This is a genomic window from Streptosporangium sp. NPDC050148, assembly GCF_055586505.1.
Map to the genome: position 1 here is coordinate 59,230 of NZ_JBVJIA010000029.1, position 26,843 is coordinate 86,072.

Consider the following 26,843-nt stretch of genomic DNA (forward strand, 5'->3'; position numbering starts at 1 on the left):
CCGCCCCCCGCGGGCCCTGTCGCGCGACAAGGGACGACGTGACAAGGGACGACGTGGCAAGAGACGACCCAGCGCCTCCCGGCGGGCTCCGGTGTACCGGGTCACCGCCGGGAGGCGCCGGGTCGGTTCGTCACCCGGAGGTCACTGCCAGGTGTCCAGACGGCAGCCGTCGGCGGTCTTGCCGTTGTTGCAGTGGTTGAGCTGGAGGGAGTCGAGCTGGTAGGCGAAGGTCTGGCCTGCGGGGCTGACCACCGAGATCTGGACGCCGGTCGCTCCGGCCGGGGCGGTCGCGCTGTGCCGGTATTCCGTCCAGGTGCCGGTCAGCGCGATGGCCGGACCGTCACTGGCGGAGATCAGGGTGTTGGACGAGTTGTACCACGACAGGCGCAGCTTCACGTTGCCGGAGGTGGCGGTGGTCATCTTGGCGAAGAACCTGTAGGTCTGGCCGGCGGTCACCGCGGGTTTGCGGGTGACCGACACGACGCCGGCGGCGTGCGACTGCACGCTCATGGTGAGCGACCGGCGGCCGTCGTAGTGCTTGGCCGAGATCTGTGACGTCGGGCCGGGCGGGGTCACCTGGATCCAGCCGCCGCCCGAGACGCTGAACCCGGTCGGGGTGGCGTACGGCGCGTCGGCCTCGACGGTGCGTTCCTGCGCGGTCAGCAGGTCGTTGCTGTAGCCGATGTCGCAGCAGGTGGGGGTGGTGAAGTAGGGCCAGGCCGCGACGTTCACCTTGCGGGTGTCACCGGCCTCGTTGCCGGTGTAGAAGGTCGCCGTGGTCTCGCTCGGGTCGTAGTAGTTGTTGAAGTCATGGTCCAGCTGCCAGTCGTATCTCGGGTTGGACATGACGTCGGGATAGCTGAGGTGGTCGACGGCCTCGGTGACCTTGGGATGGTCCACGTAGAAACCGTCCGCGCCGAGGTGGATCAGTTCGTGCAGCTGGGTGGCGCTGGACCATTCGTCGGCGGTCGCCGCGCACGTCGTCGTGCACCAGGCGGTCGCGGTCCCGTTGAAGTCCTCGAACACCACGTACTTGCGGTTGGCGTTGTCGTACCCCGCCGCGCCGAGATCATCGGTGATCTTGTCCACCGTGGTCTCGCCGCCGATCACGCCGGCCTCGATCTTCTCCGGTACCACCAGCGCGCGGGCGTAACCAGAGTAGGTGCCGGTGTCGTAGCCGGTGCGGCAGCTCAGCTTCAGGTGCTGGTCGTAGTTGGTGGACTCGTCCAGTTCCAGGTCCATCCGGTCGACCAGCTTGGCGATCTGTTCGACGTGGGTCTCGTAGTTGTTCCCGCCGCCGTCGTGCCAGGCGTAGATCACCTGGATGGCCGGGGTGCTCCCGCTCGCGTTCTTGGGGTCGGACAGCGTCGTGGTGCAGCCACGCTTGGGAACGGCGGCGTCCACCGGCAGTGCGTACGGACCGGTGGGTTCGTCGAGGTACGGCGGCGCGAATGCGGCCACCGGACTCGCCATCGCCAGGACGACGAGTCCCCCCGCGGCGATCGCCGACATGATGCGACGCAGTTTCAGTGACAAAGGTGTTCCTCCCGTTGAGAACCCATGATCGGGAGAGTAATCAGCGCCACCGACGAAACAAATACCTCATTTTCAGTATTTTCGGACTAATCAATAAACGTGCGGTCTTGCCCGAATATCGGGTTTGCCGCAATCAAAAAGGTAGTGCTGATAACGGTTTCGGTCGGCTGTCTTTTTCTTAAGAATCCCCATAGGGCGGCTTATGTTGATTTAATCACTCATGTCCATGAAAAGGGTGATTCATGCGTTTTGTGCCGTATGGCGGAGTCGATGGACCGACAGGGGTCTCGTGGCGAACGGCGAAAGTCCAGCGGACGTGGCTCTGAACTGCGGTCACCGAGGGTCTTGAGGACGGTCGCCGGTCTCTCGGCCACCCGGATGCTCGGCCGTCGTGCGACGTGACGGCGGGCCCGGTGGGCCCGGTGGGCCCGGCGGCGATGTGTCCCGGGAAGGGTTCACCGGCTCACCGGCACCGGGGCGATCCGCTCGCCGCGGGGGTGACGGCCTGCTCGCCGGGCCGTACCGGCCGGAAACCGGGATGCCGGACCGTGAAAGCGGCATGTACCCTGCGCGAGGACCTTTTGAAAGGGAATAGTCGTGGGACACGTTGAGGTCGGCCGTCCGACGTGGGTGTCGTGACCCCTGGGAAGTGCTCGGAACTCTCGCGGGCATCTCAGTACGGGCTCATCTGGCCTAATACCTTGGCGGCGAGGGCTATGAGCAGCTCGGCTTTCTCCAGGTCCTGCAGCACGTCATCGGGAGTGATCTCCGGGGTGTCTGGGCGTGGATATTCAGCGCTGTTGCGACGGCGGCGCATCCGGTCGAAGGAGCGGAGTGTCTGTCCGAGCGGAGGATCCAACTGAGCCGTCACCACGTCCAGCACCGCGAGATGCCCGCCCCTGCTTGTGGCACGTAAGCCCTGATTTTCCAGGATCGACGCGAGAGCCTTCCGCGAGGCGTCGTAGACGAGTTGGTAGGCCCCTGTGGGGTCTGTCCCGACACCGCTGCGGGCGAGAACAATGTGCCGCTCGGCCTGGGCGATCATGGTATCGGCATGTTCCCGGCTCGGCGGTACCCGCTCCAACTGACCGGCGGTCAGCATCGCGTCGATCCGGTCGCGTCCCTGCATCCATCTCACGGTGTTCTCCGGTTCTGAATCAAAAGATGGAGGGGCTTGTTCCGCAGGGACGTCACGAACGGGTCGCCCTGGTCGGCGTGCCACGACGCAGGCGAGATCCGGTTGATGTTCACCTCGCGGCCGAGAACGCGTTCTGCCGCTCGTGCCGCGTCGTACAGTTCGTCCTCGTCCGGGGCGCCCACCACGAGGACATCGATGTCACGCGGGGACGGTCCGGTCTGATTCGCGTGCCGGGCGGCCCAGGAGCCGTAGATGTACGCCTCGTCGATGCCCGGGATCGGCTGGAGGAGGGGCGGCAGGACGGCCGCCGGGCCGAAGGTCACCGCCAGCAGGTCGGTGAGCGGCTTGGCGACGATCGTGTCGGTGTCGGCACGGATGAGGCGGAGGTTGCCGTGCCGTCTCTCTTCGGTCAGCCCGGCGGCGGCGAACCGGTCCATCTCACGGCTCACGGTCGGCTGGGACACACCTGTCCGTTTGGCGAGATCGGTCGTCGAGTACTCCTTCTCCGGGTGCAGATACAGCCAGGCGAGTAGTTCACCGACGGCGTTGGACCGGAACAGGGGAAGCAACAACGGCGGAATTTCCCTCATAGATGAATAGTACTATGCAGCTATAGCATACTAGTAGCGCTGTGTCATCGATCCATCTCAAAGCGTTCCTGTTCGTGGAAGCGAGGGAGCTGCCGGAGGGTGACGCCGGTCGCGATATCGTGCCGTACCGGCGGAAAATCCGAGTGCCCGCAGGGCGAGGTCGGTGGGCAACGCTGCGCGAGGACCCTTTGAGGGACAGAGGACCCTTTGAAGGACGACGGAATGGTTGCGGGACATCTCAAGGGCGGTCTGCCTGCGAACCGCGACCCCCTTCCTGCTCGGAAGGGGGTCGCCAGAGTGTCCTAAGGTCGTTGCCCGGCCTTGTCGACCAGGTGGGTTTCCAGCTGGGCGCTGAGCACGAGAGGGGTGCCCGCCGGCACGAAGATCGGGTCCACGTTCGTGTACCTCATCGTGCGGTCCGCGACGGTGACCCCGTACGTCCCCAGGTAGCGGAAGTCGTCCGGGCTCAGGATGAGTTCGTAGCGTGCCCAGTCGTCGGTGTGGCTGAAGGCAATCCCGTGCCTGCCCTCGGCGTCCACGGCATCGGGACGTACGGTCACTCCCTCGATCAAGGGCAGTGCGCGGAACAGGGCGGCACGCACCTCGGGGCTGAGTGCCTGCTCGCCCATGAGCTGGTAGATCGCCTGGAAGAGCCGCTGTTCCCTGGACTCCTCATGAGGCGGCCGGGCCGGTCGTAGGAGTCGCGACGGCGGAAGGCCGTCAGGAACGTCTCCGCCGTGATGTCGTCGGCCGCCTGGGTGCTCAGCCGCCGGGCGACGTAGTGGTGGATCGGGCGGGCGTAGCGGTCGAACAGCGCGGCGAACTGCTCGGGGTCGTCGCGCGAGCGGCGGATCAGCTCGGCGTCGTCCGCCTGATCCGTGTCCACCGGCTGGGCGGTCATCTCGATCCTCGTGGTTCCATGCCTGCTGTCTCCCGGAGAGCCGGAACAGGTTCTCGCCGCCGGGAGACGCGATGCTCGTTCGTGAACACGACGCGGCCCGCGCGGGATCCCGTCCGGCCCGACGGTGACGCGCCTCGGGGAGGGGCGGCCAGCGCACGAGCACCGAGGAGACCCGCCCGCCCGGGTGTGACGGCCCGCTCGCCGGGCCGTACCGGCCGGAAACCGGGATGCCGGACCGTGAAAGCGGCATGTACCCTGCGCGAGGACCTTTTGAAAGGGAATAGCCGTGGGACACGTTGAGGTCGGCCATCTGACGTACGTTCTGCCGGACGGGCGGCCGCTGCTGGAGGACGTCTCCTTCCGGGTGGGCGAGGGGGTCAAGGCGGCGCTCGTCGGTCCCAACGGGGCGGGCAAGACGACGCTGATGCGGCTGATCGCCGGTGACCTGCAGCCGGTCGACGGCAACGTCGCGAGCTCCGGCGGCCTGGGGATCATGCGGCAGTTCATCGGCAGCATCCGTGACGGCCGCTCCGTGCACGACCTGCTGGTCAGCGTGGCCCCGGCGCGCGTACGGGAGGCTGCCGGGAAGCTGGAGGCGGCCGAGCTGGTGATGATGGAGCGCGAGGACGAGAAGGCGCAGATGCGCTACGCGCAGGCCATCACCGACTACACCGACGCGGGCGGCTACGACATCGAGGTCCTCTGGGACACCTGCACGATGGCCGCGCTCGGCATGGCCTACGACGACTGCAAGTACCGCGAGGTCAACACCCTGTCGGGCGGCGAGCAGAAGCGGCTGGTGCTGGAGGCGCTGCTGCGCGGCCCCGACCAGACGCTGCTGCTCGACGAGCCCGACAACTACCTGGACGTGCCGGGCAAGCTCTGGCTGGAGGGGGCGCTGCGGGACACGCCCAAGACCGTGCTGCTGGTCAGCCACGACCGGCAGCTCCTGGCCAACGCGGCCGACCGGATCATCACCGTCGAGTCCGGCAACATCTGGGTGCACGGCGGCGGCTTCCGCTCGTACGCCCAGGCGCGCCGGGAGCGCAACGAGCGGCTCGACGAGCTGAAGAAACGCTGGGACGAGGAGCACGCCAAGATCAAGCGGCTGGTCCTGATGCTCAAGCAGAAGGCCAAGTACATGGACACCATGGCCGCGGCCTACCACTCGGCCCAGACCCGGCTGCGCCGCTTCGAGGAGGCCGGGCCGCCCGAGGCCGCCCCCAAGGAGCAGTTCATCAGCATGCGGCTCAAGGGCGGCCGGACCGCCAAGCGGGCGGTGATCTGCGAGGGTCTCGAGCTCACCGGCCTGATGAAGCCGTTCGACCTGGAGATCTGGTACGGCGAGCGGGTGGCGGTCCTGGGCTCCAACGGCTCGGGCAAGTCGCACTTCCTGCGCCTGATCGCCGGTGAGGAGGTCCGGCACACCGGGGTGGCCAGGCTCGGAGCCCGCGTCGTGCCGGGTCACTTCGCCCAGACGCACGCCCGCCCCGAACTCCTCGGCCGTACGCCCTGCGAGATCGTGATGACCGAGCACGCCCGGCTCAAGAACGAGGCGATGAAGGCGCTCTCCCGCTACGAGCTGGCCGGGAGCATCGCCGAGCAGCGCTTCGAGACCCTCTCCGGAGGTCAGCAGGCGCGGCTGCAGATCCTGCTGCTGGAGTTGTCGGGCACCACGCTGCTGCTGCTGGACGAGCCCACCGACAACCTCGACCTGGCCAGTGCCGAGGCGCTGCAGGAGGGGCTGGACGCCTTCGACGGGACCGTGGTCGCGGTCACCCACGACCGCTGGTTCGCCGATGACTTCGACCGGTATCTGGTCTTCGGTTCCGATGGAAAGGTATACGAATCATCTGAACCGGTATGGGATGAGACCAGGGTGGTCCGGCAGAGGTAAAGAGTCGGGCCGCCGTCGGCGTGTCGGGGTGGGAGGGGTGGCCCGGCCGGTTATCACGGCTAGGTGAAGCACAGCACCCGAATCGTCGCGGCCCTGGCCCTGTTGCTGCTCGCCGGAGGCCCCGGATGCTCCGGCGAGGAGAAGGATCCGGTCGCGCCGCTCCAGCCGCTCGCGGTCAGGGAGCAGGCGTCGTCCATCGTGAAGGGCGACGACGGGTACGTGGTGAACTGGGCCGGGGTCCTGGCGAACGCCAACCCGTGGCACTTCGGCGAGCACGTGGTGGCCACCGTCGTCGCCAGCGACTCCCAGGGCAAGGAGGTCGTCCGGCTGGACCAGCCGCTGGACGCGGTGCCCCCGGGCGGCGTCCTTCCCTTCACCGGCCAGGTGGTGACCCAGGAGCGGCCCGTCGCGGTGAACGTCTCCTACCGCCCGGCCCGCTGGCACCGGGCCGGCCGGATCGTCTCGGCCTTCCAGCCCTTCCCGGTGTACGACGTGCTGACCGACCGCACGACCGACGGCGACTACCTGGTAACCGGCTACGTCGGCACCCCGTACGTGATGCCCGCCCGCAGCCTGGCGGTCACCGCGCTGCTGCGCGACCGGCAGGGAAAGCTGCTGGGGGGCGGGAGCACCTTCGTGGACAACGTCCAGGCGGGTGAGCGGCGACGGTTCGTGCTGCAGATCAGGAGCGTCGAGGACCCGCGCGACATCGCCTCGGCCGAGGTGACCGCGCGCACCTGGGGGTCGAGCAGCCGTCCCTTCGAGCAGCTCGCCCTGGGCGGCGCGCTGCCGCTGCACACGGTCAAGCCGAAGATGCCGCCGTTCGCCAAGGACCGCGGCAGGCAGGCGCAGCTGGCCGGGGTCATGGGGCCCTGACCGAGGCGAACGATTCGGTCATAAAACCATTCATCAATATTTATTACTGCAATTCTAAAGGTCATTCTTACGGATTCGATTGACCGGCCGGAGACAGTTCCCGTCATTGTCGGTGAACCACTGGAACGTGGTGTGACGGATCCTTTACCGTCGGTCACATGATTGACAGTGTCCTGGTCGAAGCCCTGCGTGCGAGGGACCCCGGGGCCCTCGTCGCCCTCTACGACGCCTACGCCGAGGGCGTCTACCGCTACTGCCGCTCGATGCTCGCGACCCCCGAGGACGCGCAGGCGGCGTTCCTCGACGCCTTCGTCGCCGCCGAGGCCCACGTCCACGCCCTCGCCGACCCCCGGCGGCTGGAGGCGTGGCTGTACGCGCTCGCCCGGCAGGAGTGCGTCCGGCGCGCCCTCGCCGAGGCGCCCGGGACGCGGGCCCCCGCCCCGGAGGTCACCGGCGGCGACGCCGACCTGCGGGTGATGGCCTGGAACGCCACCCGGAGCCTGTCCCCCGGCGACCGTGAGGTCCTCGACCTGAGCTGCCGGCACGGTTTCGGCCCCCTCGACCTCGGCGCGGTCCTGGGCGTCGGCACCAAGGCCGCCGGAGCGCTGTACGAATCGGCCAGGGAACGTCTGCGCGACGTCGTCACCGCCGAGGTCCTGGTCCGCAAGGGGCCCTACGACTGCGCGAGCCGGGCCCGCCTGCTGACCGGCTTCGGCGGCGAGCTCACCGCGGAGGCGCGCGAGCGGGTGATCCGGCACGTGAACCGGTGCGACACCTGCGCCCCGCACCGGGTCAGGCAGGTCTCGGCGGCCAAGGTCTTCGACCTGCTCCCGGTGGACACGCTGCCGCCCGCCCTGCGCGAACGGGTGATGGACTGCTTCAGCGACCCCGCCCAGGTCCCCTACCGGCGCGACGTCGCCCACCGCGCGGGCCCCCTGGACGACGCCGGATTCCCCGCGCGCCGGTCTCCCCGCGCGCGCCGGTCCCGCGTGGCGGCCGGGACGGCGGTGGCGATCGCCGCGGCGGCGGCCGCGATCGTCCTGGTCGTCGTGCAGTCCCTGGCCGACCCCGCGGGCCCCGGCGTCGCAGCGGGCGGTCTCCCGGCGGTGGTGGAACCTCCGTCCGGCGACCGGCCGTGGGAGCCCGGCAGGGGAGGGGGCCTGCCCGGTCACGCCGACGAGGGGTCGGCCGTCGAGCTGGTCGGCTCGCTGGGGTCGGCGTGGTCGTCCGGCACCACCGGATCCGGGCCGCGGGACGGCTCGCGGCCCCCGGGGCGGGGCCCGGCCGGGGAAGGGGCCGAGGATCCGGCGTCACCGGCCGAGGATCCGGTGTCACCGGCCGAGCGTTCCCCGAGGAACCCCGCAGAGCGTTCCCCCAGGAACCCGGCCGAGCCTCCGGCGGACGATCCGCGCGAGTCCCCGCGCCCGCCCGGTGACGGCCCGCCCGACCGGCCGGGAGGCCCGCCCCCGCCGGTGGACCCTCCGGCCCCGCCACCCGTACGGCTCCCGCCCGCGCCGCCGTCCTCGGAGTCCGGGCCCGACGGGCGCCGTTCGCACCGCCCCCCGGGCCGCCTCCCGCATCGTCACCACCACGGGCACCGGTCGTCGCGCTTCTGCGAGTTCGTCCAGCGGCCGTCCGGGCGGCCGGAGTCCCGCCGGGCGGATCCGGGCTCCCCACGGGCGGGACGAGGGCTCCCGGCGGACGGCGCCCGGCGGTGGCGCCGGGAGGCGGGACGCTCGCACGACGACTCCCGGCCCGCGTCCGGCGGTCACCGGTCCCGCGGGGGAGCGGCCGCCTCCCCGGACACCGGCTCCGGGCGGCGGGAAGGCCACGGCCGAGGCCGGGCCGGTACCGGCCGTCCCGGCGGGGGTCCCGGATCCGCTCCCGCCGGCCCGGCCCGCGAGGGGATGGCCCGCGAGGAGACGGCCCGCGCCGACACCGCCCGCCCCGAGACGACCGGCCCCGGCACGACCGGCCCCGACACCCGCCCGGACACCACCGGCCAGGACGTCGCCCGTGACACCACCCGTCCCGGCGCCACCGGCCGGGACGCGGCGCGTACCGGGGGCGGTACCGGCCCGAACGGATGAGACCGCGGGCCCGCGGACGGGGGTGTCGTGGCAGGCGGTCGTCACGGTGCGTGAGCGTCATGTGTGCTTCGAGTGATCGGCGGGAATGCTGAGAGAGGCCGCCTGAGCGGTCGGCACGCCGCTCTGGGGGGCGGCACCGCGTCACGCGGTATTTCACGGGGGACTCCGGGGGGAGACGCATGCGTTCAATCGGACGGCGCCGTCATGTCGCCGCGGTGGCGGGCCTGGCCTGCTGCCTGATCACCGGGCCGGGGCTCCCCGCCGGCGCCGTGCCCGGTCCTTCGGCCCCGCCCGACGACGTCGCGCCCGGCGTGCGGGGCCCGTCGGCCGCCGAGGTCGCCGAGGCGCGGGCCAGGGCCCGCGAGCGCGGTGAGCGGCTCGGCACCGCCACGGCCCTGGTCGCCGAGGCGCAGGCCAGGCTGGAGGCGCTGACGATCCGCGCGGAGCGGCTCGTCGAGTCCTACAACGGGCAACTGGTCAGGACGACCCGCGCCAGGGAGGTGGCCGAGCAGGCCGCCGAACGCGCCAGGACCGCCGGTTCGGAGGTCGAGGAGTCCCGCCGGGCGGTGGCCGCGATCACCACCCAGAACTACGGCGGTGTCGACCTGAGCGACCCGATGATGACCGTGCTGGCCGGCGGCGGCACCGCCGACGACGGCTACCTGCGCCGGGCCAGCATCCTGGCCCACATGGGCGGCGGCCAGGCCGAGCGGCTGAAACAGCTGCGCGAGGCCCAGGAGGTCTTCGCCATCCTGCGGGAACAGGCCGAGGACGCCTACGCCCTGCAGCGGGAGGCGGCGGTCGCGGCCGAGGAGGCCAAGCGGGCCGCCGAGGAGGCCGTGGCCGAACAGGTCGAGGAGACCCGGCGGATCGAGCGGGAGCAGGCGCGGCTGGAGAAACTGGCCGACGAGGCGCGCAGCGCCGCCGACCTGATCGCCAGGGAGCGCGCCGCGGCCCTGGAGCGGGCCAGGATCGCCAGGGAGAACGCCGAGCGGGCCCGGTACCAGCAGGAGGCGCTCCGCCGCGAGGCGGCACGGGCGCGGGTGGCCTCGGGGCAGAACGCCTCACGCTGGGCGCTGAACGTGGCGGCGGGGTCGGCCAGGGGCGACATCGCCGCGGACTGGGCGCTCACCCAGCTCGACAAGCCCTACGTCTGGGCGGCGGCGGGCCCGGCCGCCTACGACTGCTCGGGGCTGACCATGCGGGCCTGGGAGCGGGTCGGGATCAGGATCGACCACTGGACCGGCACCCAGTGGACCTCGGGGCCGCACGTCCCGCTCAGCGAGCTCCGCCGGGGCGACCTGCTCTTCTACGGTCAGATCACCCGGAACCCCGGGGACATCCACCACGTCGGGATCTACATCGGCCAGGGGCTGATGGTGCACGCCCCGCAGACGGGTGACGTGGTCCGGGTCGCGCCGATGTGGCGTAGCGATCTGGTCGGCGCGACCCGTCCGGTCTGACGGCCCGGGACCCGCCGGTGGACGTCCGGCGGACGTCCCGTCGGATGTCCCGGCCCCGGTGCCCGTCGTCCGGTGCCCGTCGTTCGGTGGCCGTCGTTCAGTGGCCGGGAGCGTGCCCGCCGGCCACCTCGTCCGCGGCCCGCTTGATGGAGCGCACGATCTCCTCCTCGGCCTCCACCCTGCCGACCCAGTTGGCGCCCTCGACGGACTTGCCGGGCTCCAGGTCCTTGTAGACCTCGAAGAAGTGCTGGATCTCCAGCCGGTCGAACTCCGGCACGTGGTGGATGTCGCGGATGTGCTCCATCCGGGGATCGGTGGCGGGGACGCACAGGACCTTGTCGTCGCCGCCCTTCTCGTCGGTCATCCGGAACATGCCGACCGCGCGGCACTTGATCAGGCAGCCGGGGAAGGTCGGTTCCTGCAGGAGCACCAGGGCGTCGAGCGGGTCGCCGTCCTCGCCGAGGGTGTCCTCGATGAAGCCGTAGTCGGCGGGGTACTGCGTGGAGGTGAAGAGCATGCGGTCGAGCCTGATGCGGCCCGACTCGTGGTCCACCTCGTACTTGTTCCGTTGCCCCTTGGGAATCTCAACGAGAACGTCGAACTCCACCGCGGTTCCTCCACTCAACCCTCCGGGCACCCCCGGTTGGGCGTTAATGTCTCGTAAGCGTTTTATGCCTGATGGTTATGGACGATGAGAGGTCGGCGGCGTGATGCGGCGTGATCGGTGGGTGGCCTTGGTCACTCTCGTCCTGCTGCAGATCTTCGTCGTCGCGGCCGGCGCGCACCTGCTCACCGGTGATGCGCTGGTCCGCAGGGAGCCGGAGCCGGTGGCGTCGGCGAAGCCGCCCCCCGTCCCGGTCATCACCGCGGGTCCGGTGCTGGCCGCGGGGGGGAACGGGCCTCTCCCTGCCAAGGGTACTTTGGCGCAGCGGTTGACCAAGGCGTTGGGTGACCCGGCGTTGGGCGGAAGCGTCGGCGCAGCGGTCCTCGACGCGCAGAGCGGCGCCGTGCTGTTCGGCAGCGGCGCAGGCGAGGGCATCACCCCCGCCTCCACCACCAAGGTGGTCACCTCGGTGGCCGCGCTGGCCTCCCTGGGCTCGGACGCCCGGCTGAGCACCCGCGTGGTGCGGGGGGCCTCGCCCGGCACGATCGTCCTCGTCGGCGGCGGCGACCCCACGCTGGCGAGTCCCCGGGCGGCGGCCCGCCAGGTCCATCCCCGGCCCGCCACGCTCGCCACGCTCGCCTCGCGTACCGCCAGGGCGCTCAAGGCGGCCGGGACGGCCAGGGTGACGGTGGCCTACGACGACTTCCTCTACACCGGTCCGCGTACCGCCGCGACGTGGAAGCCCGGGTACGTGCCCGAGGGCAGCGTCGCCCCGGTCACGGCGCTCATGCTCGACGAGGGCAGGGTCTCGCCCGGGCAGAGCGGCCGGGTCGCGGACCCCTCGCGCGCGACGCACGCCGCGTTCGTGTCGTTGCTGTCGAAGAACGGGATCAAGGTCTCGTCCTCGGCCAGGCGCTCCAGGGCCCCGGCCGGCGCGCGGGAGATCGCCCGCGTCGACTCCGCCCCGGTCTACGCCCTGGTCGAGCGGGCGCTCACGCTCAGCGACAACGACCTGTCGGAGGCGCTGGCCCGGCACGTGGCGATCAAGGAGGGGAGGCCCGCCTCCTTCGACGGCGGCGCCGCGGCCGTGGGCGCGGTGCTGGCCAGGCTCGGCGCGGCCGAGGGCGTGCGGGTCTTCGACGGCAGCGGGCTCTCGCCGAGGAACCGCATCACCCCCGAGGCGCTGGCCCGCCTGGTCGCGGTGGCGGCGTCCCCGGACCGTCCGGGCCTGCACGCGATCGTCGCCGGCATGCCCATCTCCGGCTTCAGCGGCACCCTGGGACACCGGTTCGACCGGCTCCGCTCCGCCCACGGGCTGATCCGCGCCAAGACGGGCACCCTGGACGGGGTCAACACCCTGGCCGGGATGACCACCACGCGGGGCGGGCGCCTGGTGACCTTCGCGTTCATGGCCGACGACGTCCCGCCCGGCTGGGGAAAGGCGGAGGCGGCCCTGGACCGGCTCGCCGCGGTGGTCGCCTCCGGCTGATCGCGGGCTCCGGGTGCGCGGCCGGACGGGACAGCACGTACGGTGGACGGTATGCAGGTGATCGACTGGGATCTTGCCGTAGCGACCGGAACGCGCCTGGTGCGCCCCGGGCCGCAAGTGAGCCGAGAGGAGGCCCGCCAGGCAGTCGCCGATCTGCGACGACTCTCGCGCGAGGCCGAGGGGCACGTCCGCGACTTCACCCGAATCGACACCGAGACCGCGCCGCAGACCGCGACCATCGTCGACCGGCCCGGCTGGATCAAGGCCAACGTCGAGGGGTTCCGGGTGGTGCTGGAGCCGTTCACCGAGCGGATGGCCGCCCGCAGGGACCAGACACCGGCGATCGTGAGCGCGGTGGGCTCGCGCGTCACCGGCGTCGAGGTGGGCGCGGTGCTGGCCTTCCTGGCCTCCCGCGTGCTGGGGCAGTACGAGCTGTTCCTGCCGCCGGACCCGACCGGCCAGGCGCCCACCGGGCGGCTGACCCTGGTCGCGCCGAACATCGTCCACGCCGAGCAGGAGCTCAACGTCAACCCGCGTGACTTCCGGCTCTGGGTCTGCCTGCACGAGGAGACCCACCGGGTGCAGTTCACCGGCGTTCCCTGGCTGCGCGAGTACGTCAGGTCGCAGACGACCGACTTCCTGCTGGCCTCCGACATCGACCTGCCCGTCCTGCTGGAGCGTCTCCGCTCGGCCGCCGGGACGTTCACCGACGTGGTCAGGGGCGGCGAGGGCAACCTGATCGACGCCATCCAGACGCCCGAGCAGAAGGTGATCCTCGACCGGCTCACCGCGGTGATGACCCTGGTCGAGGGGCACGGCGACTACGTGATGGACGCGGTGGGCCCCTCGGTGGTGCCCACGGTCGCCGACATCCGCGCCAAGTTCCACCACCGCCGCGAGGGCGGTTCCCGCCTGGACCGCACGGTCCGCAGGCTGCTCGGCCTCGACCTCAAGATGAAGCAGTACGCCGAGGGGTCGGCCTTCGTCCGCACGGTCGTGGGTCAGGTGGGCATCGACGGCTTCAACAAGATCTGGACCTCGCCGACGACGCTGCCGAGCCAGGCCGAGATCGCCTCTCCGGAACGCTGGATCGCCAGGGTCATCGGCATCCCGGCCATCCCCGCGGGCGGCACCGTCGGCTGACCGGACGGGCCGGCCGGTCGATCCCGGCCGGCACGCCCGGCCGGCACATCCGCCCGGACCGGCATGACCCACCGGCGGGGCGGCACGTCCGCCCGCCGCAGGCCGGACAATGGCCGTCATGGGTCCGCATCCCGCCGTCGCCGACGTCCGCCGTGCCGTACGGCTCGCGCTGGGCGACCTGGAGCCGGGGCGGCTGGTGCTGGCCGCGTGCAGCGGCGGCGCCGACTCCCTGGCCCTGGCCGCCGCGCTGGGGTTCGTCGCGCCCCGTGCCGGGCTGCGCGCCGGGCTGCTGACCGTCGATCACGGCCTGCAGCCGGGTTCCGGCGACCGCGCGGCCGACGTGGTCGGGCTCGCGCCCGGCCTGGGGCTGGATCCCGCCGAGGCGCTGGCCGTCTCGGTGGGCACCTCGGGAGGGCCGGAGGCCGCGGCCCGGCAGGCACGGTACGCGGCCCTGTCGCGGGCGGCGGAGCGGCTCGGCGCCGCGGTCGTGCTGCTGGCGCACACCAGGGACGACCAGGCCGAGACCGTGCTGCTCGGCCTGGCCAGGGGGAGCGGCACCCGCTCGCTGGCCGGCATGCCCGCGCTGACCGGGATCTACCGCAGGCCGCTGCTGGGTCTCGGCCGCGTCACGACCGTGGCCGCCTGCGCGGCGCTCGGCCTGACCCCGTGGCAGGACCCGCACAACCTCGACGCCCGCTACAGCCGGGTCCGGGTCAGGAGGCGGCTGCTGCCCGTCCTGGAGGACGAGCTCGGCCCGGGGATGGCCGAGGCGCTCGCCAGGACCGCGGACCTGTGCCGGGACGACGCCGACGCGCTCGACGCGTGGGCGGACGAGGTCTACGCCCGCTCGGCCGTCCCGGATTGCGCTCTTAGCGATATCGGCGCAGTGGCGGTGGCCGTACCGGAGCTGGAGGGCGTGCCCGTGGCGGTGCGCCGCCGTGTGCTGCGGCGGGCGGTGATCGACGCGGGTGCCCCGCCCGGCACGCTCGCGGCCTCGCACGTCCTGCAGATCGACACTCTGGTGACGGCCTGGCGTGGGCAGCGGCGCATAGAGGTGCCCGGGGGGGTGGCCGTCGTCCGGCGGTATGACACCCTGATATTCGCCAGACAGACGGACAGCCCCTTTTCGTAAGGAAATCCCAGGTGGACGCAGCCGACATGGGCAGGGATCTCGCGAAGGTCCTGATTCCCGAGGAAGAGCTCCAAGCCAAGATCAAGGAGATCGCCGGCCGGATCGACGAGGACTACGCGGGCAAGGACCTGCTGCTGGTGGGGGTGCTCAAGGGCGCGGTCATGGTCATGGCGGACCTCGCCAGGGCCCTGCACCTGCCCGTGCAGATGGACTGGATGGCCGTGTCATCCTACGGGGCCGGCACCAGGTCGTCGGGGGTGGTGCGGGTCCTGAAGGACCTCGACACCGACATCGCGGGGCGCCACGTGCTCGTCGTGGAGGACATCATCGACTCCGGCCTGACCCTGTCGTGGCTGGTGCAGAACCTGCGGTCGCGCAATCCCGCCTCGGTGGAGATCTGCGCGGCGCTGCGCAAGCCCGAGGCGGTGAAGGTGCCGATCGACGTGAAGTACATCGGCTTCGACATCCCCGGCGAGTTCGTGATCGGCTACGGCCTCGACTACGCCGAGCGCTACCGCAACCTGCCCTTCATCGGGACCCTCGCCCCGCACGTGTACGGGGCCGGCTGAGGCGGAGCGGGCGGAAAAGTACGCCCTGCGCGAAGAGTGTCATTCACAAACGCGACATTGCCCATAGCGGCGGGGAACACGGACCTACCTGACGTACGTTGGTAAGGCAAAGCCGGTGCGGACCGCGCGGTAACTCCGCGCGTCGCGCCGGTGTACCTTCGGACGACCGAAGAGGTGGCCTGTGGCCCCCTCCGGGGTAGTCAGTTGGAGCGGTTAGGGATACCGCGAACCCCGGGTTCGCCCGGGGTTGCCAGGCTCTGGTCAGGAAGGGACGGGCCCGCCGGGGTTCCGCATCGGATGGATCTCAAGCGATTTACACGTGGGCCACTGCTGTGGATCCTGGGCATCGTCGTACTGCTCCTTCTCGTCTCCACCATGCTGGGTGGGGAGGGCAACTACGAGAAGCGAGACACCTCCCAGATCATCAGCTGGATCGACGAGGGCAAGGTCTCCAACGCCAAGGTCATCGACAAGGACCAGCGCGTCGAGGTCACCCTCACCGACAAGAAGCGCTACTACTCCTCCTGGGTGACCGGTCAGGGCGTCCAGCTCACCGACAGGCTGCAGGCGGCCAGGGCGGCCAACAAGCTGCCCGGCGGGTACAACGTCGAGGTGCCCCAGCAGAACTTCCTCGTCGGGTTGCTGGTGAGCTTCCTGCCGATCGTCGTCATCGTGCTGATCTTCCTGTTCGTCATGAACCAGATGCAGGGTGGCGGCTCGCGGGTCATGAACTTCGGCAAGTCGAAGGCGAAGCTCATCACCAAGGACACCCCCAAGACCACCTTCGCCGACGTCGCGGGTGCCGACGAGGCCATCGAGGAACTCCAGGAGATCAAGGAGTTCCTGCAGGCCCCGGCCAAGTTCCAGGCGATCGGCGCCAAGATCCCCAAGGGCGTGCTGCTCTACGGCCCGCCCGGAACCGGCAAGACCCTGCTCGCCAGGGCCGTCGCCGGTGAGGCCGGGGTGCCGTTCTACTCCATCTCCGGTTCCGACTTCGTGGAGATGTTCGTCGGTGTCGGCGCCTCGCGTGTCCGGGACCTGTTCGAGCAGGCCAAGGCGAACGCCCCGGCCATCATCTTCATCGACGAGATCGACGCGGTGGGCCGCCACCGTGGCGCCGGTCTCGGCGGCGGGCACGACGAGCGCGAGCAGACGCTGAACCAGCTCCTGGTCGAGATGGACGGCTTCGACGTCAAGGGCGGCGTGATCCTGATCGCCGCGACCAACCGGCCCGACATCCTCGACCCCGCGCTGCTGCGCCCGGGCCGTTTCGACCGGCAGGTCACCGTCGACCGTCCCGACCTGGAGGGCCGCAAGGGCATCCTCAAGGTGCACGGGCGCGGCAAGCCGTTCGCCGAGGGCGTCGACCTCGACATCATCGCCCGCCGGACGCCCGGGTTCACCGGTGCCGACCTGGCCAACGTGATCAACGAGGCCGCGCTGCTCACCGCGCGGGCCGACCAGAAGCTGATCACGATGGAGCTCCTGGAGGAGTCCATCGACCGCGTGATGGCCGGTCCCGAGCGCAAGTCGCGGGTCATGTCGGACCAGGAAAAGAAGATCATCGCGTACCACGAGGGCGGTCACGCCCTGGTCGCGCACGCGCTGCCCAACTCCGACCCGGTTCACAAGATCACGATCCTGTCCCGCGGACGCGCCCTCGGTTACACGATGACGCTGCCGATGGAGGACAAGTTCCTCGCGACCCGCTCGGAGATGCTGGACCAGCTCGCGATGCTGCTCGGCGGCCGCGCGGCCGAGGAGCTCGTCTTCCACGAGCCCACCACCGGTGCCTCCAACGACATCGAGAAGGCCACCTCCGTCGCCCGCCGCATGGTCACCGAGTACGGCATGAGCGAGCAGCTCGGCGCCCGCAAGTTCGGCAGCGGCAACAGCGAGGTCTTCCTGGGCCGCGAGATGGGCCACGAGCGCGACTACTCCGAGAAGATCGCCTCCACGATCGACGAGGAGGTCCGCCGCCTCATCGAGGCCGGGCACGACCAGGCCTGGGACATCCTCGTCGAGTACCGTGACGTGCTCGACAACCTGGTCCTGGAGCTGATGGAGAAGGAGACCCTCTCCCGCAGCCAGGTCCTGGAGATCTTCGCCCCGGTCGTGATCAAGGAGAAGCGTCCCTCCTACTCCGGCTACGGCAAGCGGCTGCCCTCCAACCGCCCGCCGATCCTGACCCGCAAGGAGCAGTCCGGCAACGGCTCGCTCCCGGCGGGCGAGCAGGTGGCCGGCGGCAACGGCGCCCTGCCCGCGGGAACGGGTCACTCCGACTCGGTGCCCAGGGACGGGAACTGACCGTGGGAGGCGTCAAGCCGCTCCAGGTCGACACGGTCCGGCTGGAGAACGCCGTCCGGGAGATCCTCATCGCCATCGGTGAGGACCCCGACCGAGACGGCCTCCAGCAGACCCCGGCCCGGGTGGCCCGCGCGTACGCCGAGCAGTTCGCCGGACTGGGACAGACGCCCGAGGACGTGCTGACCACGGTCTTCGACGTGGATCACGACGAGATGGTGCTCGTCAGGGACATCGAGGTCTACTCGACCTGCGAGCACCACCTCGTGCCGTTCCACGGCGTCGCCCACGTCGGCTACATCCCGAACGCCAAGGGACAGGTCACCGGCCTGTCCAAGCTGGCCCGCCTGGTCGACGTCTACGCCCGGCGCCCCCAGGTGCAGGAGCGGATGACCTCGCAGATCGCCGACGCGCTGATGAACGTGCTGGAGCCGCGCGGGGTGATCGTCGTGATCGAGTGCGAGCACCTCTGCATGACCATGCGGGGCGTCCGCAAGCCCGGTGCCAAGACGATCACCTCGGCCGTCCGCGGGGACTTCCGCAGCAGCGACAAGACCCGCGCCGAGGCGATGGCCCTGATCATCCGCTGACCGCCTCACCTCTCCGATCATCGTCGCCGCTCCCGGACCTCGCCCCGCGCGCCCGTCCGGGAGCGGCGGCGTCTCGTCATCCTGCGCGCCCGTCCGGGAAAAGCGCCTCTCGTCACCCTGTGCGCCCGTCCGGGAGCGGGGCCGTCTCGTCGCCCCCCGTCCGGGAACGCCCGGGGGTGGCACGTTCCGCGGCGGGTGTGCGGATTCGTTATGGCGCAAGCCGGACCCACGACACAGGCGGGCGGCGGACAACGCCTAGGCTTGTCCGCATGACTACGTGGAGTGTGCCCGGGCTGCCGGACGCGGGCCGGTGCCTCGTGATGGGCGTGGTCAACGTGACTCCCGACTCCTTCTCCGACGGCGGCCGGTGGTTCGACCCCGAGGAGGCCGTACGCCACGGCCTGGATCTGGTCGAGCAGGGCGCCGACATCGTCGACGTGGGCGGCGAGTCCACCAGGCCCGGTGCCGCGCGGGTGCCCCTGGAGGAGGAGCTGGCCAGGGTCGGGCCCGTCATCCGCGAGCTGAGCCGCCAGGGCGTCGTCGTCAGCGTCGACACGATGCGGGCCGAGGTCGCCCAGATGGCCGTGGAGGCCGGGGCGAGGCTGGTCAACGACGTCAGCGGCGGGCTGGCCGACCCGGAGATGCCCCGGGTGGTCGCGGCCTCGGGCGTGCCGTACGTGGTGATGCACTGGCGGGGGCACAGCCACGCCATGGACCGCCGGGCCGTGTACGGCGACGTGGTGACCGAGGTGCGCGAGGAGCTGGCCAAGCGGGTCGCCTCGGTGCTGGCCGAGGGGGTGGGCGAGGAGCAGATCGTGCTCGACCCCGGGCTGGGCTTCTCCAAGAACCCCGAGCACAACTGGGCGCTGATCGCGGGCGTCGACCGTCTCGCCGAGCTGGGGTACCCGCTCATCGTCGGGGCGTCGCGCAAACGCTTCCTGGGACGCCTGCTGGCGGCCCCGGACGGCACGCCCCGCCCTTTCGACCGTAGTGACGACGCCACCCTCGCCGTGACCGCGCTCGCCGCGCAGGCGGGGGCGTGGTGCGTGCGCGTGCACGACGTCCGTCCGAACGCGGACGCCGTCCGTGTGGCTGCCGCAGTTCAGGGAGCGAGATCATGAGCGTCGACACCACCGCCGTCGAGACGGTCAACCAGGAGTTCTACACCGCCATCGAGAACGCCGACCTGGACCGGATGACCGAGATCTGGGCCGAGGACATCGAGGGCGAGCAGATCAGCTGCGTGCATCCGGGCTGGCCGATCGTGAACGGCCGCCAGGAGGTGCTGCGCTCCTGGGCGCTCATCATGGCCAACACGCCCTACATCCAGTTCGTGCTGACCGACGTCCGCGTCATGGTCCTCGGCGACGTCGCCGTCCTCACCTGTGAGGAGAACATCCTCACCGCGGGCGACGAAGGTGATTCCAGCTTCGCCGCGGGCAAGGTGGTGGCGAGCAACACCTTCGTGCGGACGTCGGCGGGGTGGCGGCTCTGGCTGCACCACGGTTCCCCCGTGCTGCAGGGCGACGACGAGGACGAGGACGAGGAGGACGCGTGAGCGAGCGCGCCGGCGGACGGCCCGGTGAGGGCGATCTCCCTCCTGCCGGGGGCAGAGCCGGCGAGGGGGCCGGTGACGGGGCCCACGACCCGGCCCACGACCGGGAGCCGCTGCGGATCCACGACGGGGTCAGCGAGCTGATCGGGGACCCGGTCGACGGCCTGTTCCCGGACCCGCCCGCCGACCCGTTCGGCGACCCCCTGCGGGACCCGGGCCGCGACGTGTTCGGCGACCCCGTCCGCGACCCGGCACGGCGGGGGCCGTACGGGACGGCCGGAGCGGGGCCGGTGGCCGACCGGGTCAGCGTCAGGGGACTGCGGGCCCGCGGGCGGCACGGCGTGCTGGCGGCGGAACGGGAGCTCGGCCAGGAGTTCGTCGTCGACGTGACGCTCTTCCTCGACACGGCGCCCGCCGCGGCCACCGACGACCTCTCCAGGACCGTCCACTACGGCGAGCTCGCCGAGGAGCTGGTACGGGTCGTGGAGGGCGAGCCGGTCGACCTGATCGAGACCCTGGCGCAGCGGCTGGCCGACGTCTGCCTGGCCCGCGAGCCCGTCCTGGCGGCCGAGGTGAGCGTGCACAAGCCGTCCGCGCCGATCCCGCTGCCGTTCGACGACGTGGTCGTGACGATCACCCGGAGCCGGGCATGAGGGTGGTCCTGGCGCTCGGCAGCAACCTGGGCGACCGGTTCGCCACCCTGCGGGGCGCCGTCGACGCGCTCTTCGCCGGCCCGGACCTCACCTTCGTCGCGGTCTCACCGGTCTACGAGACCGACCCGGTCGGCGGCCCCGAACAGGGCGCCTACCTGAACGCGGTGGTGATCGCCGACAGCGGGCTGGAACCCCGGAGCCTGCTCGATCGTGCTCAGAGTGTGGAGAACGCCTTCGGCCGGGTCCGGGTGGAGCGCTGGGGAGCGCGCACCCTGGACGTCGATCTGATAACCGTGGGGGACGTCGTGATGGACGACCCCGACCTCACCCTGCCGCATCCCCGGGCGCACGAGCGCGCCTTCGTGCTGGTCCCGTGGGTGCGGGCCGACCCCGGCGCCGTCCTGTCCGGGCGGCGGGTGGCCGACCTGCTGGCCGGCCTGGACCAGGCGTACGTACGGCCGCGCACCGACCTCGTCCTGGGCAGGCCCGTGTGAGGCCCACCCGTCCCGGCGTCCTCGCCGGGCTCGTCGCCGTGTTCGCGATCCTCACCTGGGCGCTCGTCAGGCGGTTCTACTCGGAGCTGCCGACCGTGCCGTGGACGGCGATCCCGACGGTGCTGCTGCTGGCGGTCGGGGAGTTCTACAGCGGGTGGATGACCAAGGCCAGGATCGGGCGCAGGCCCGGCACCGAGCCCGTCGAGCCCCTGGCCGTGGCCCGCCTGGCGGCGCTGGCCAAGGCGTCCGCGTACGGCGGGGCGGTCTTCGGGGGGATCTTCGCCGGGTTCGCCTTCTACACGGCCACGCTGCTGGACCAGGAGGTTCCCCGCCGGGACTTCTTCATCACCGGCGGGTCGACGCTGGCCTGCGTGCTGCTGGTCTGCGCGGCCCTGTACCTGGAGCACTGCTGCAAGGTGCCCAAGGACCCCTCCGACGACGAGCGCTGACGCGGGCACCGGGGCACGGGGGCACCGGGTCCCCCGCCCGCGACCGCCCGCGACCGCCGGCGCGTCCCGGCGGGCCCGGTACGGGTGCCGGGAACCGGCCGCGGAGGCGACGACGGGGCCGCTAGTGCCGTCTCGCGGCCCATCTGCGCCCGAAGAGCATGATGACCGGGAGCGTGCACACCAGCGCCCCGGCGACGGCCAGGGGCCGCTCCAGCCACCAGGACAGGTCGGGCCGGACCAGGGCGGCCGGCCTGCCGCCCGCCAGCCACCAGGTCAGCGCCACCCAGATCGCCATGCCCGTGGTGTGGAAGAGGAACAGCGGGAGCGCGAACCGGTTGACGGTCTCGTTCACGCCCTGCCACCGGGGGCGGGCGAGGAGGCGCTCCATGGACGGCCTCACCACCTCCACCAGGCCGATCTGGAAGATCAGCAGTGCCACGATGACGAACGTGGGCGGCGCCATGTTGGAGAGCTTGTCGCCGGGCACGCCCACCATCGAGCCCGGGTAGATCCCCGAGTAGACCAGGCCGAACAGGGAGAACAGCCCGGTCCACAGGATCGCCGCGTCGAAGCGTCGGGGCAGCGCCACCACCCGGTCGTAGAAGAACCCGGCCTGGTGGGCCAGCCCCCAGACGATGATCATGTTGAGCCAGCCCGCGGCCTCGTACCCGTAGCGCAGCCGCAGCACGTCGACGACGAGGGCCGCCCCCGCCAGCCAGATCAGCGCCAGCACGTCGTAGCGCCGGTGCAGCCAGAGCGCGACCGGGAGCAGGGCGATCAGCACGAGGTAGACGCCGATGAACCAGAGCGGGCTGATGACGAGCAGCACCACGCGGTCCATCCAGCCGATGCCGAACGCCCACGTCACGAACACGCCCAGCACGGCCCAGGTCCCGGCCAGCGCCAGTGCCGGGATCGCGAGGCTGCGGATGCGCCGCCACACGAAGGCGCCGATGCCGACCCCGCGCTCGCGGGCGCGGTTCCACGACAGCAGGTGGACGTGCCCGCCCACGTAGAAGAAGAGCGGCAGCACCTGCAGCAGCCAGGTCAGGATCCACAGGCCCGAGGTGAAGCCCAGCGGGCTCGTCGGCGAGGGGCCGTCCGGTCCCCACTCCAGGATGGTGAACGCCCAGTGCCAGACCACCACGACGACCAGGCTGACCGCGCGCAGCCAGTCGACGTACCGGTCCCGCCGCAGGGGTGGCCGGTCCTGCGGGGTGGCGGGGCCGGAGGCGCCCGCGGTGCCGGCGGGCATGTCCGCGGGAGAGCCGGGGGTGCCGGGGGAGCCGTGGGTGCCGGGGGAGTCCGGGGCGTCCGCGGGAGGGCCGGGGGTGTCCAAGGGGGAGCTCGTCCGCTCCCCGTCCCGGGCGGGTTCGATCATGTGTTCCGGGCCGTCCCTCACTTGTCGATGTCGCCGACGACGAAGAACATCGAGCCCAGGATGGCGACCATGTCGGGCACCAGATGACCCGGGAGCAGCTCGCGGAGCACCTGGACGTTGTTGAAGGAGGCCGAGCGGAGCTTCAACCGCCACGGCGTCTTCTCCCCGCGCGAGACCAGGTAGTAGCCGTTGACGCCGAGCGGGTTCTCCGTCCACGCGTAGGTGTGGCCCTCGGGGACCTTGAGCACCTTGGGCAGGCGCTGGTTGATCGGCCCCGGGGGCAGGTCGCGGAGCCGCTCGACGCAGGCGTCGGCCAGCTCCAGGGACACCTTCACCTGCTCCAGCAGCACCTCGAACCGGGCGTGGCAGTCCCCGGCCGAGCGGGTGACGACCTTCACCGGCAGCTCGCCGTAGGCGAGGTAGGGCTCGTCCCTGCGCAGGTCCATGTCGACGCCGGAGGCGCGGGCGATCGGGCCGCTCACGCCGTACTGCATGATCGTCTCTCGGTCCAGGACGCCCACCCCGCGGGTACGGGCGAGGAAGATCTCGTTCCCGGCGATCAGGTCCTCGATGTCGGGCAGTCTCCGGCGCACGTCGGCCACGGCCGTCGAGACCCGGCCCGTCCACCCCTCGGGCAGCTCCTCCTTGAGGCCCCCGACCCGGTTGAACATGTAGTGCATGCGCCCGCCGGAGATCTCCTCCATCACGGCCTGCAGGGTCTCGCGCTCCCGGAACGCGTAGAAGACCGGCGTGATCGCGCCGAGCTCCAGCGGGTAGGAGCCGAGGAACATCAGGTGGCTGAGCACCCGGTTGAGCTCGGCCAGCAGCGTGCGCGTCCAGACCGCCCTGACCGGCACCTCCATGCCGAGCATCCGCTCCACCGCGAGCACGACGCCCAGCTCGTTGGCGAACGCCGACAGCCAGTCGTGCCGGTTGGCCAGCACGATGATCTGCCGGTAGTCGCGCACCTCGAACAGCTTCTCCGCGCCCCGGTGCATGTAGCCCACGATCGGCTCGGCCGAGCCGATCCGCTCCCCGTCCAGGGTGAGCCGCAACCGCAGCACGCCGTGCGTGGAGGGGTGCTGCGGCCCGATGTTGAGGATCATGTCCTCGGTCGCGAGTTCCTTGCCGTGCGCGCCGCCCACGGCGGCGGCCCCCGCCCCCATCCCCACGCTCAGCTCACGGGGAGCGCCTTCGGCACGAGGTTCGGTCATGGGTCCATGCTGTCACGTCACGGGCGCGAGGCAAGATCCCGCAGGGCGCCGATCAGCCGGTCCACGTGCTCCTGGGTCGTGCCGATGCCGATGGAGGCGCGTACCGCCGAGGCGGTGACGTCGTCGCAGCCGCCGTCCTTGGCGCCCAGCAGGTGGCGGACGAAGGGGTGGGCGCAGAACTTGCCGTCGCGGACGCCGATGCCGTGGTCACCCGAGAGGGTCTCGGCGACCTCGCGGGCGGTGAGGCCGTCCACCACGAAGGAGACGATGCCGACGCGCGGGTGGTCCGGGCCCCACAGGGAGAGCTCGTGCACGCCGGGGATCGAGGCCAGGCCCGCGCGCAGCCGGGTGAGCAGGCGCTCCTCCTCGCGGATCAGCGGGGTCCAGCCGGTGGCGGACAGGGCGTCGCAGGCCGCGGCCAGGGCGACGGCGCCCAGCACGTTCGGGGTGCCGGCCTCGTGCCGGGCCTCGGGGTCGTCGTGCCACTCGGCCCCGTCGTCGGTGACGGCCCTCACCGCGCCACCGCCCCGCAGGTACGGCTCGGCGTCGGCCAGCCAGTCGGAGCGGCCGACCAGCGCGCCCGTGCCGAAGGGGGCGTAGAGCTTGTGACCGGAGAAGACCACGTAGTCCAGGTCGAGCGCGGTCAGGTTGAGGCGGCGGTGCGGGACGAGCTGCGCGGCGTCGACCAGGATGCGCGCGCCGTAGCGGTGCGCGATGTGGGCCAGCGCGGCGATCGGCCAGAGCTCGCCGGTGACGTTGGAGGCGGCGGTCACCACCAGCAGCGCCGGGCCCTCGATCGAGGACAGGGCCTCGTCGGCGGCGCGGACGGCCTCGCCGGGGAACGCCGGCACCGGCAGCCGCACCGCGCGGTCCCAGGGCAGCAGCGAGGCGTGGTGCTCGGTGTCGAAGACCACCGCGGTGGTCCCCTCGGGCAGACTCCGGGCCAGCAGGTTGGTCGCGTCGGTGGTGTTGCGGGTGAAGATCACCGAGTCGTGCGGGCGGGCTCCGACGAAGGCGCGCACCGTGTGCCGGGCCTGCTCGTAGCGGGCCGTGGTCAGCTGGGACGCGTACCCGGCGCCGCGGTGGACGCTGGAGTAGGCCGGGAGCGCGGCGGCGACGGCGGCGCTGACCGGCTCCAGACAGGGGGCGCTGGCGGCGTAGTCGAGGTTGGCGTAGCGGACGAGCCTGCCGCCCTTCACCGGGACCTCCAGGTCCGAGCCGAGCACGGCGGGGATCGGCCGTCCGCCGGTCGCGGTGGCCGGAGCCGCCGGGGTGGCGCTCGCGTGGGCCGTGGGGGCGTCCGTGGTGGAAGCGGTGGTGGAGGCGAAGATCGTCAGGGTGGACATGCCGGTGCTCCTTCGAGGTCATCGGACCTCGACCCATGAGACATAGGCACCCGAAGCCCGCGCTTGCCCGGCACACCTCGTGCCGGACCAGGTCCTCACCCGGGGCACCCCGCCGCGGACGCGAGGGTTGCCGGCCAGCGAGCCGGGGCTTGTCACTGGCACTCATGACCTACGGGGGAACTATAACCGACGGCCGCCGCCCTTTCGCAAGTCCGGACACGCGCCGCGAGTCGGCACCTGGGGTGACTTTCGACACGGAAGGGCTCGCAAGGAACTCCTGGAGGCTCCCGGTCGTCCTGGGAGTCAGCCGAAGAACCGTTCTGGCCGCCGGCCGGCTCTGTTCCCCCGCGGGCCCAAAGGAGGAAGCAATGGACTGGGTGACCAACCCGGAGATATGGATAGGGTTCTTCACCCTTGTCGCCCTGGAGATCGTGCTGGGGATCGACAACATCATCTTCATCTCGATCCTGGTGAGCAGGCTCCCTCCCGAGCAGCGGGACAAGGCGCGCAGGCTGGGTCTCCTCGTCGCCCTGCTCAGCCGCCTCGCCCTGCTGGTGGCGCTCGCGTGGGTGGTGAGACTCACCGAGCCGTTCTTCGAGGTGTTCGGGCAGGGGATATCCGGGCGGGATCTGATCCTGATACTCGGCGGCCTGTTCCTGCTGGCCAAGAGCGTCCACGAGATGCACGGCAGCCTGGAGGGCGACTCCGGCCACGGCGGGGGCAGGATGGCCTCCTCCTACGCCTCCGTGATCGTCCAGATCATGATCCTCGACATCGTCTTCTCGCTCGACTCGGTGATCACCGCGGTCGGCATGGTGGACGAGCTGGGCGTCATGATCGCGGCCGTCATCGTCGCGGTCCTGGTGATGCTGTTCGCCTCCGGTCCGATCAGCCGCTTCGTGGACCAGCACCCGAGCATCAAGATGCTCGCGCTGTCCTTCCTGGTGCTGATCGGCGTCGTGCTGATCGCCGAGGGCTTCGAGCAGCACATCCCCAAGGGCTACATCTACTTCGCGATGGCGTTCTCGCTGCTGGTGGAGCTGCTGAACATCCGGATGCGCCGCAAGACGGCACAGAAGCCGGTCGAGCTGCACTCCCGCTACCAGGCCGAGCCGGACGCCTCCTCGGGGGAGGGCGAGCCTGCCGTGTCCGGGACGCGGGGACACTCGGAGTCCGCGGCGGGGGCCGGAGCGCAGTCCGGAGCGCAGTCCGGAACCGGGACGGGGACCGGCTCCGGGAGCGTGACCGGGACCGACGCGCGACCGGACGGGACGGATCGTCCCGCGTGAAGCCGGGCGGGCGGCCGTCCGGTGGGCGGCCGCCCGGGTGAGCACGGCCGGACGAGCCGGGTGAGCGGAACCGGACGAGCCGGGTGAGCGGGGCCGGGTGAGCGGGGCCGGGGGAGACCGGGTCGGCGGGATCGGGGGAC

General features: G+C 71.3%; 25 protein-coding genes and 1 riboswitch. Of the genes, 16 read left to right on the plus strand and 9 right to left on the minus strand.

The window, feature by feature from the left end:
* Positions 1–141: 141 nt before the first annotated feature.
* The 5 genes from ACZ6RT_RS28250 to ACZ6RT_RS28270 all read right to left on the minus strand — a co-directional run bounded on the left by ACZ6RT_RS28250 (position 142) and on the right by ACZ6RT_RS28270 (position 4,165).
* The gene (locus ACZ6RT_RS28250; RefSeq protein WP_470157101.1) at positions 142–1,536 is read right to left on the minus strand and encodes a carbohydrate binding domain-containing protein; all 1,395 of its coding nucleotides are present in this window, start codon (positions 1,534–1,536) and stop codon (positions 142–144) included.
* A 673-nt stretch (positions 1,537–2,209) separates the two neighbouring features.
* Positions 2,210–2,665 (minus strand): hypothetical protein, encoded by a 456-nt coding sequence (locus ACZ6RT_RS28255; RefSeq protein ID WP_470157102.1) that lies wholly within the window; start codon positions 2,663–2,665, stop codon positions 2,210–2,212.
* Between the two features lie 5 nt (positions 2,666–2,670).
* The gene (locus tag ACZ6RT_RS28260; protein ID WP_470157103.1) at positions 2,671–3,264 is read right to left on the minus strand and encodes a MarR family transcriptional regulator; all 594 of its coding nucleotides are present in this window, start codon (positions 3,262–3,264) and stop codon (positions 2,671–2,673) included.
* 302 nt (positions 3,265–3,566) lie between these two features.
* On the minus strand, positions 3,567–3,893 hold the full coding sequence (locus tag ACZ6RT_RS28265) for a hypothetical protein (RefSeq protein WP_470157104.1): 327 nt from the start codon (positions 3,891–3,893) through the stop codon (positions 3,567–3,569).
* Complete coding sequence (locus ACZ6RT_RS28270) at positions 3,833–4,165, minus strand: RNA polymerase sigma factor (RefSeq protein ID WP_470157105.1); 333 nt, start codon at positions 4,163–4,165, stop codon at positions 3,833–3,835. The genes ACZ6RT_RS28265 and ACZ6RT_RS28270 overlap by 61 nt, the downstream gene beginning before the upstream one ends.
* 286 nt (positions 4,166–4,451) lie before the next feature.
* Here ACZ6RT_RS28270 and ACZ6RT_RS28275 point away from each other — a divergent pair, with 286 nt between their 5' ends.
* The 4 genes from ACZ6RT_RS28275 (at position 4,452) to ACZ6RT_RS28290 (ending at position 10,491) form a co-directional block, all read left to right on the plus strand.
* Positions 4,452–6,062, plus strand: a complete 1,611-nt coding sequence (locus ACZ6RT_RS28275; protein ID WP_399189955.1) for an ABC-F family ATP-binding cassette domain-containing protein — start codon at positions 4,452–4,454, stop codon at positions 6,060–6,062.
* A gap of 63 nt (positions 6,063–6,125) precedes the next feature.
* Positions 6,126–6,938 (plus strand): hypothetical protein, encoded by an 813-nt coding sequence (locus ACZ6RT_RS28280; RefSeq protein WP_399189953.1) that lies wholly within the window; start codon positions 6,126–6,128, stop codon positions 6,936–6,938.
* Positions 6,939–7,096: 158 nt separating this feature from the next.
* Positions 7,097–9,028: a sigma factor gene (locus ACZ6RT_RS28285; protein ID WP_470157106.1), complete on the plus strand. Its 1,932-nt coding sequence runs from the start codon at positions 7,097–7,099 to the stop codon at positions 9,026–9,028.
* A 179-nt stretch (positions 9,029–9,207) separates the two neighbouring features.
* Positions 9,208–10,491 carry a C40 family peptidase gene (locus tag ACZ6RT_RS28290; protein WP_399189949.1) on the plus strand — a complete coding sequence of 428 codons (1,284 nt, stop codon included), beginning with the start codon at positions 9,208–9,210 and terminating at the stop codon, positions 10,489–10,491.
* Between the two features lie 97 nt (positions 10,492–10,588).
* Here the strand turns inward: ACZ6RT_RS28290 and ACZ6RT_RS28295 are convergent, their stop codons facing one another.
* On the minus strand, positions 10,589–11,098 hold the full coding sequence (locus tag ACZ6RT_RS28295) for an inorganic diphosphatase (RefSeq protein ID WP_399189947.1): 510 nt from the start codon (positions 11,096–11,098) through the stop codon (positions 10,589–10,591).
* 121 nt (positions 11,099–11,219) lie between these two features.
* On the opposite strand from ACZ6RT_RS28295, the gene dacB reads away from it, so the two are divergent.
* From dacB to ACZ6RT_RS28350, 11 genes are all read left to right on the plus strand, one after another.
* Positions 11,220–12,584, plus strand: a complete 1,365-nt coding sequence (gene dacB / locus ACZ6RT_RS28300; protein WP_470157107.1) for a D-alanyl-D-alanine carboxypeptidase/D-alanyl-D-alanine endopeptidase — start codon at positions 11,220–11,222, stop codon at positions 12,582–12,584.
* A 51-nt stretch (positions 12,585–12,635) separates the two neighbouring features.
* Positions 12,636–13,727, plus strand: a complete 1,092-nt coding sequence (locus ACZ6RT_RS28305) for a zinc-dependent metalloprotease (protein ID WP_470157108.1) — start codon at positions 12,636–12,638, stop codon at positions 13,725–13,727.
* A gap of 118 nt (positions 13,728–13,845) precedes the next feature.
* Positions 13,846–14,859 (plus strand): tRNA lysidine(34) synthetase TilS, encoded by a 1,014-nt coding sequence (gene tilS / locus ACZ6RT_RS28310; protein ID WP_470157109.1) that lies wholly within the window; start codon positions 13,846–13,848, stop codon positions 14,857–14,859.
* 11 nt (positions 14,860–14,870) lie between these two features.
* Complete coding sequence (hpt, locus tag ACZ6RT_RS28315; RefSeq protein WP_344892935.1) at positions 14,871–15,428, plus strand: hypoxanthine phosphoribosyltransferase; 558 nt, start codon at positions 14,871–14,873, stop codon at positions 15,426–15,428.
* 297 nt (positions 15,429–15,725) lie between these two features.
* Positions 15,726–17,735, plus strand: a complete 2,010-nt coding sequence (ftsH, locus tag ACZ6RT_RS28320) for an ATP-dependent zinc metalloprotease FtsH (RefSeq protein WP_344892937.1) — start codon at positions 15,726–15,728, stop codon at positions 17,733–17,735.
* Positions 17,736–17,737: 2 nt separating this feature from the next.
* Positions 17,738–18,322, plus strand: coding sequence for a GTP cyclohydrolase I FolE (folE, locus tag ACZ6RT_RS28325; RefSeq protein WP_399189939.1), 585 nt, complete (start codon positions 17,738–17,740; stop codon positions 18,320–18,322).
* A gap of 269 nt (positions 18,323–18,591) precedes the next feature.
* A complete protein-coding gene (folP, locus tag ACZ6RT_RS28330; protein WP_399189937.1) occupies positions 18,592–19,443 on the plus strand; it encodes a dihydropteroate synthase in 852 nt (283 codons plus the stop codon).
* A complete protein-coding gene (locus ACZ6RT_RS28335) occupies positions 19,440–19,880 on the plus strand; it encodes a nuclear transport factor 2 family protein (RefSeq protein ID WP_344892943.1) in 441 nt (146 codons plus the stop codon). The genes folP and ACZ6RT_RS28335 overlap by 4 nt, the downstream gene beginning before the upstream one ends.
* Positions 19,881–20,167: 287 nt before the next feature.
* Positions 20,168–20,530, plus strand: a complete 363-nt coding sequence (gene folB / locus ACZ6RT_RS28340; protein ID WP_399190039.1) for a dihydroneopterin aldolase — start codon at positions 20,168–20,170, stop codon at positions 20,528–20,530.
* Positions 20,527–21,024, plus strand: a complete 498-nt coding sequence (gene folK, locus ACZ6RT_RS28345) for a 2-amino-4-hydroxy-6-hydroxymethyldihydropteridine diphosphokinase (protein ID WP_399189935.1) — start codon at positions 20,527–20,529, stop codon at positions 21,022–21,024. The genes folB and folK overlap by 4 nt, the downstream gene beginning before the upstream one ends.
* Positions 21,021–21,473, plus strand: coding sequence for a DUF3180 domain-containing protein (locus tag ACZ6RT_RS28350; protein WP_399189933.1), 453 nt, complete (start codon positions 21,021–21,023; stop codon positions 21,471–21,473). Before folK ends, ACZ6RT_RS28350 begins: the two co-directional genes overlap by 4 nt.
* Before the next feature lie 121 nt (positions 21,474–21,594).
* On the opposite strand, the gene ACZ6RT_RS28355 is transcribed toward ACZ6RT_RS28350, so the two are convergent.
* From ACZ6RT_RS28355 to ACZ6RT_RS28365, 3 genes are read right to left on the minus strand one after another with little or no spacing between them, the layout of a single operon-like run.
* Complete coding sequence (locus tag ACZ6RT_RS28355) at positions 21,595–22,854, minus strand: acyltransferase family protein (RefSeq protein WP_470157110.1); 1,260 nt, start codon at positions 22,852–22,854, stop codon at positions 21,595–21,597.
* 17 nt (positions 22,855–22,871) lie between these two features.
* On the minus strand, positions 22,872–24,068 hold the full coding sequence (locus tag ACZ6RT_RS28360; RefSeq protein WP_399189929.1) for an NADH-quinone oxidoreductase subunit D: 1,197 nt from the start codon (positions 24,066–24,068) through the stop codon (positions 22,872–22,874).
* A gap of 17 nt (positions 24,069–24,085) precedes the next feature.
* On the minus strand, positions 24,086–25,414 hold the full coding sequence (locus ACZ6RT_RS28365) for an aminotransferase class V-fold PLP-dependent enzyme (RefSeq protein WP_470157111.1): 1,329 nt from the start codon (positions 25,412–25,414) through the stop codon (positions 24,086–24,088).
* 54 nt (positions 25,415–25,468) lie between these two features.
* A riboswitch (SAM riboswitch) is annotated at positions 25,469–25,584 on the minus strand.
* A 198-nt stretch (positions 25,585–25,782) separates the two neighbouring features.
* Here ACZ6RT_RS28365 and ACZ6RT_RS28370 point away from each other — a divergent pair.
* Complete coding sequence (locus tag ACZ6RT_RS28370) at positions 25,783–26,703, plus strand: TerC family protein (protein ID WP_470157112.1); 921 nt, start codon at positions 25,783–25,785, stop codon at positions 26,701–26,703.
* Positions 26,704–26,843: the final 140 nt, after the last annotated feature.

Coding starts and splice junctions, on each gene's coding strand:
- folP (WP_399189937.1), top strand. CDS start 18,592: ATGACTACGTGGAGTGTGCCCGGGCTGCCGGACGCGGGCCGGTGCCTC.
- ACZ6RT_RS28360 (WP_399189929.1), bottom strand. CDS start 24,068: ATGACCGAACCTCGTGCCGAAGGCGCTCCCCGTGAGCTGAGCGTGGGG.
- folK (WP_399189935.1), top strand. CDS start 20,527: ATGAGGGTGGTCCTGGCGCTCGGCAGCAACCTGGGCGACCGGTTCGCC.
- ACZ6RT_RS28355 (WP_470157110.1), bottom strand. CDS start 22,854: ATGATCGAACCCGCCCGGGACGGGGAGCGGACGAGCTCCCCCTTGGAC.
- ACZ6RT_RS28270 (WP_470157105.1), bottom strand. CDS start 4,165: ATGACCGCCCAGCCGGTGGACACGGATCAGGCGGACGACGCCGAGCTG.
- ACZ6RT_RS28290 (WP_399189949.1), top strand. CDS start 9,208: ATGCGTTCAATCGGACGGCGCCGTCATGTCGCCGCGGTGGCGGGCCTG.
- ACZ6RT_RS28255 (WP_470157102.1), bottom strand. CDS start 2,665: ATGCAGGGACGCGACCGGATCGACGCGATGCTGACCGCCGGTCAGTTG.
- ACZ6RT_RS28285 (WP_470157106.1), top strand. CDS start 7,097: ATGATTGACAGTGTCCTGGTCGAAGCCCTGCGTGCGAGGGACCCCGGG.
- ACZ6RT_RS28370 (WP_470157112.1), top strand. CDS start 25,783: ATGGACTGGGTGACCAACCCGGAGATATGGATAGGGTTCTTCACCCTT.
- ftsH (WP_344892937.1), top strand. CDS start 15,726: ATGGATCTCAAGCGATTTACACGTGGGCCACTGCTGTGGATCCTGGGC.
- ACZ6RT_RS28335 (WP_344892943.1), top strand. CDS start 19,440: ATGAGCGTCGACACCACCGCCGTCGAGACGGTCAACCAGGAGTTCTAC.
- ACZ6RT_RS28365 (WP_470157111.1), bottom strand. CDS start 25,414: ATGTCCACCCTGACGATCTTCGCCTCCACCACCGCTTCCACCACGGAC.
- tilS (WP_470157109.1), top strand. CDS start 13,846: ATGGGTCCGCATCCCGCCGTCGCCGACGTCCGCCGTGCCGTACGGCTC.
- ACZ6RT_RS28265 (WP_470157104.1), bottom strand. CDS start 3,893: ATGGGCGAGCAGGCACTCAGCCCCGAGGTGCGTGCCGCCCTGTTCCGC.
- ACZ6RT_RS28305 (WP_470157108.1), top strand. CDS start 12,636: ATGCAGGTGATCGACTGGGATCTTGCCGTAGCGACCGGAACGCGCCTG.
- ACZ6RT_RS28260 (WP_470157103.1), bottom strand. CDS start 3,264: ATGAGGGAAATTCCGCCGTTGTTGCTTCCCCTGTTCCGGTCCAACGCC.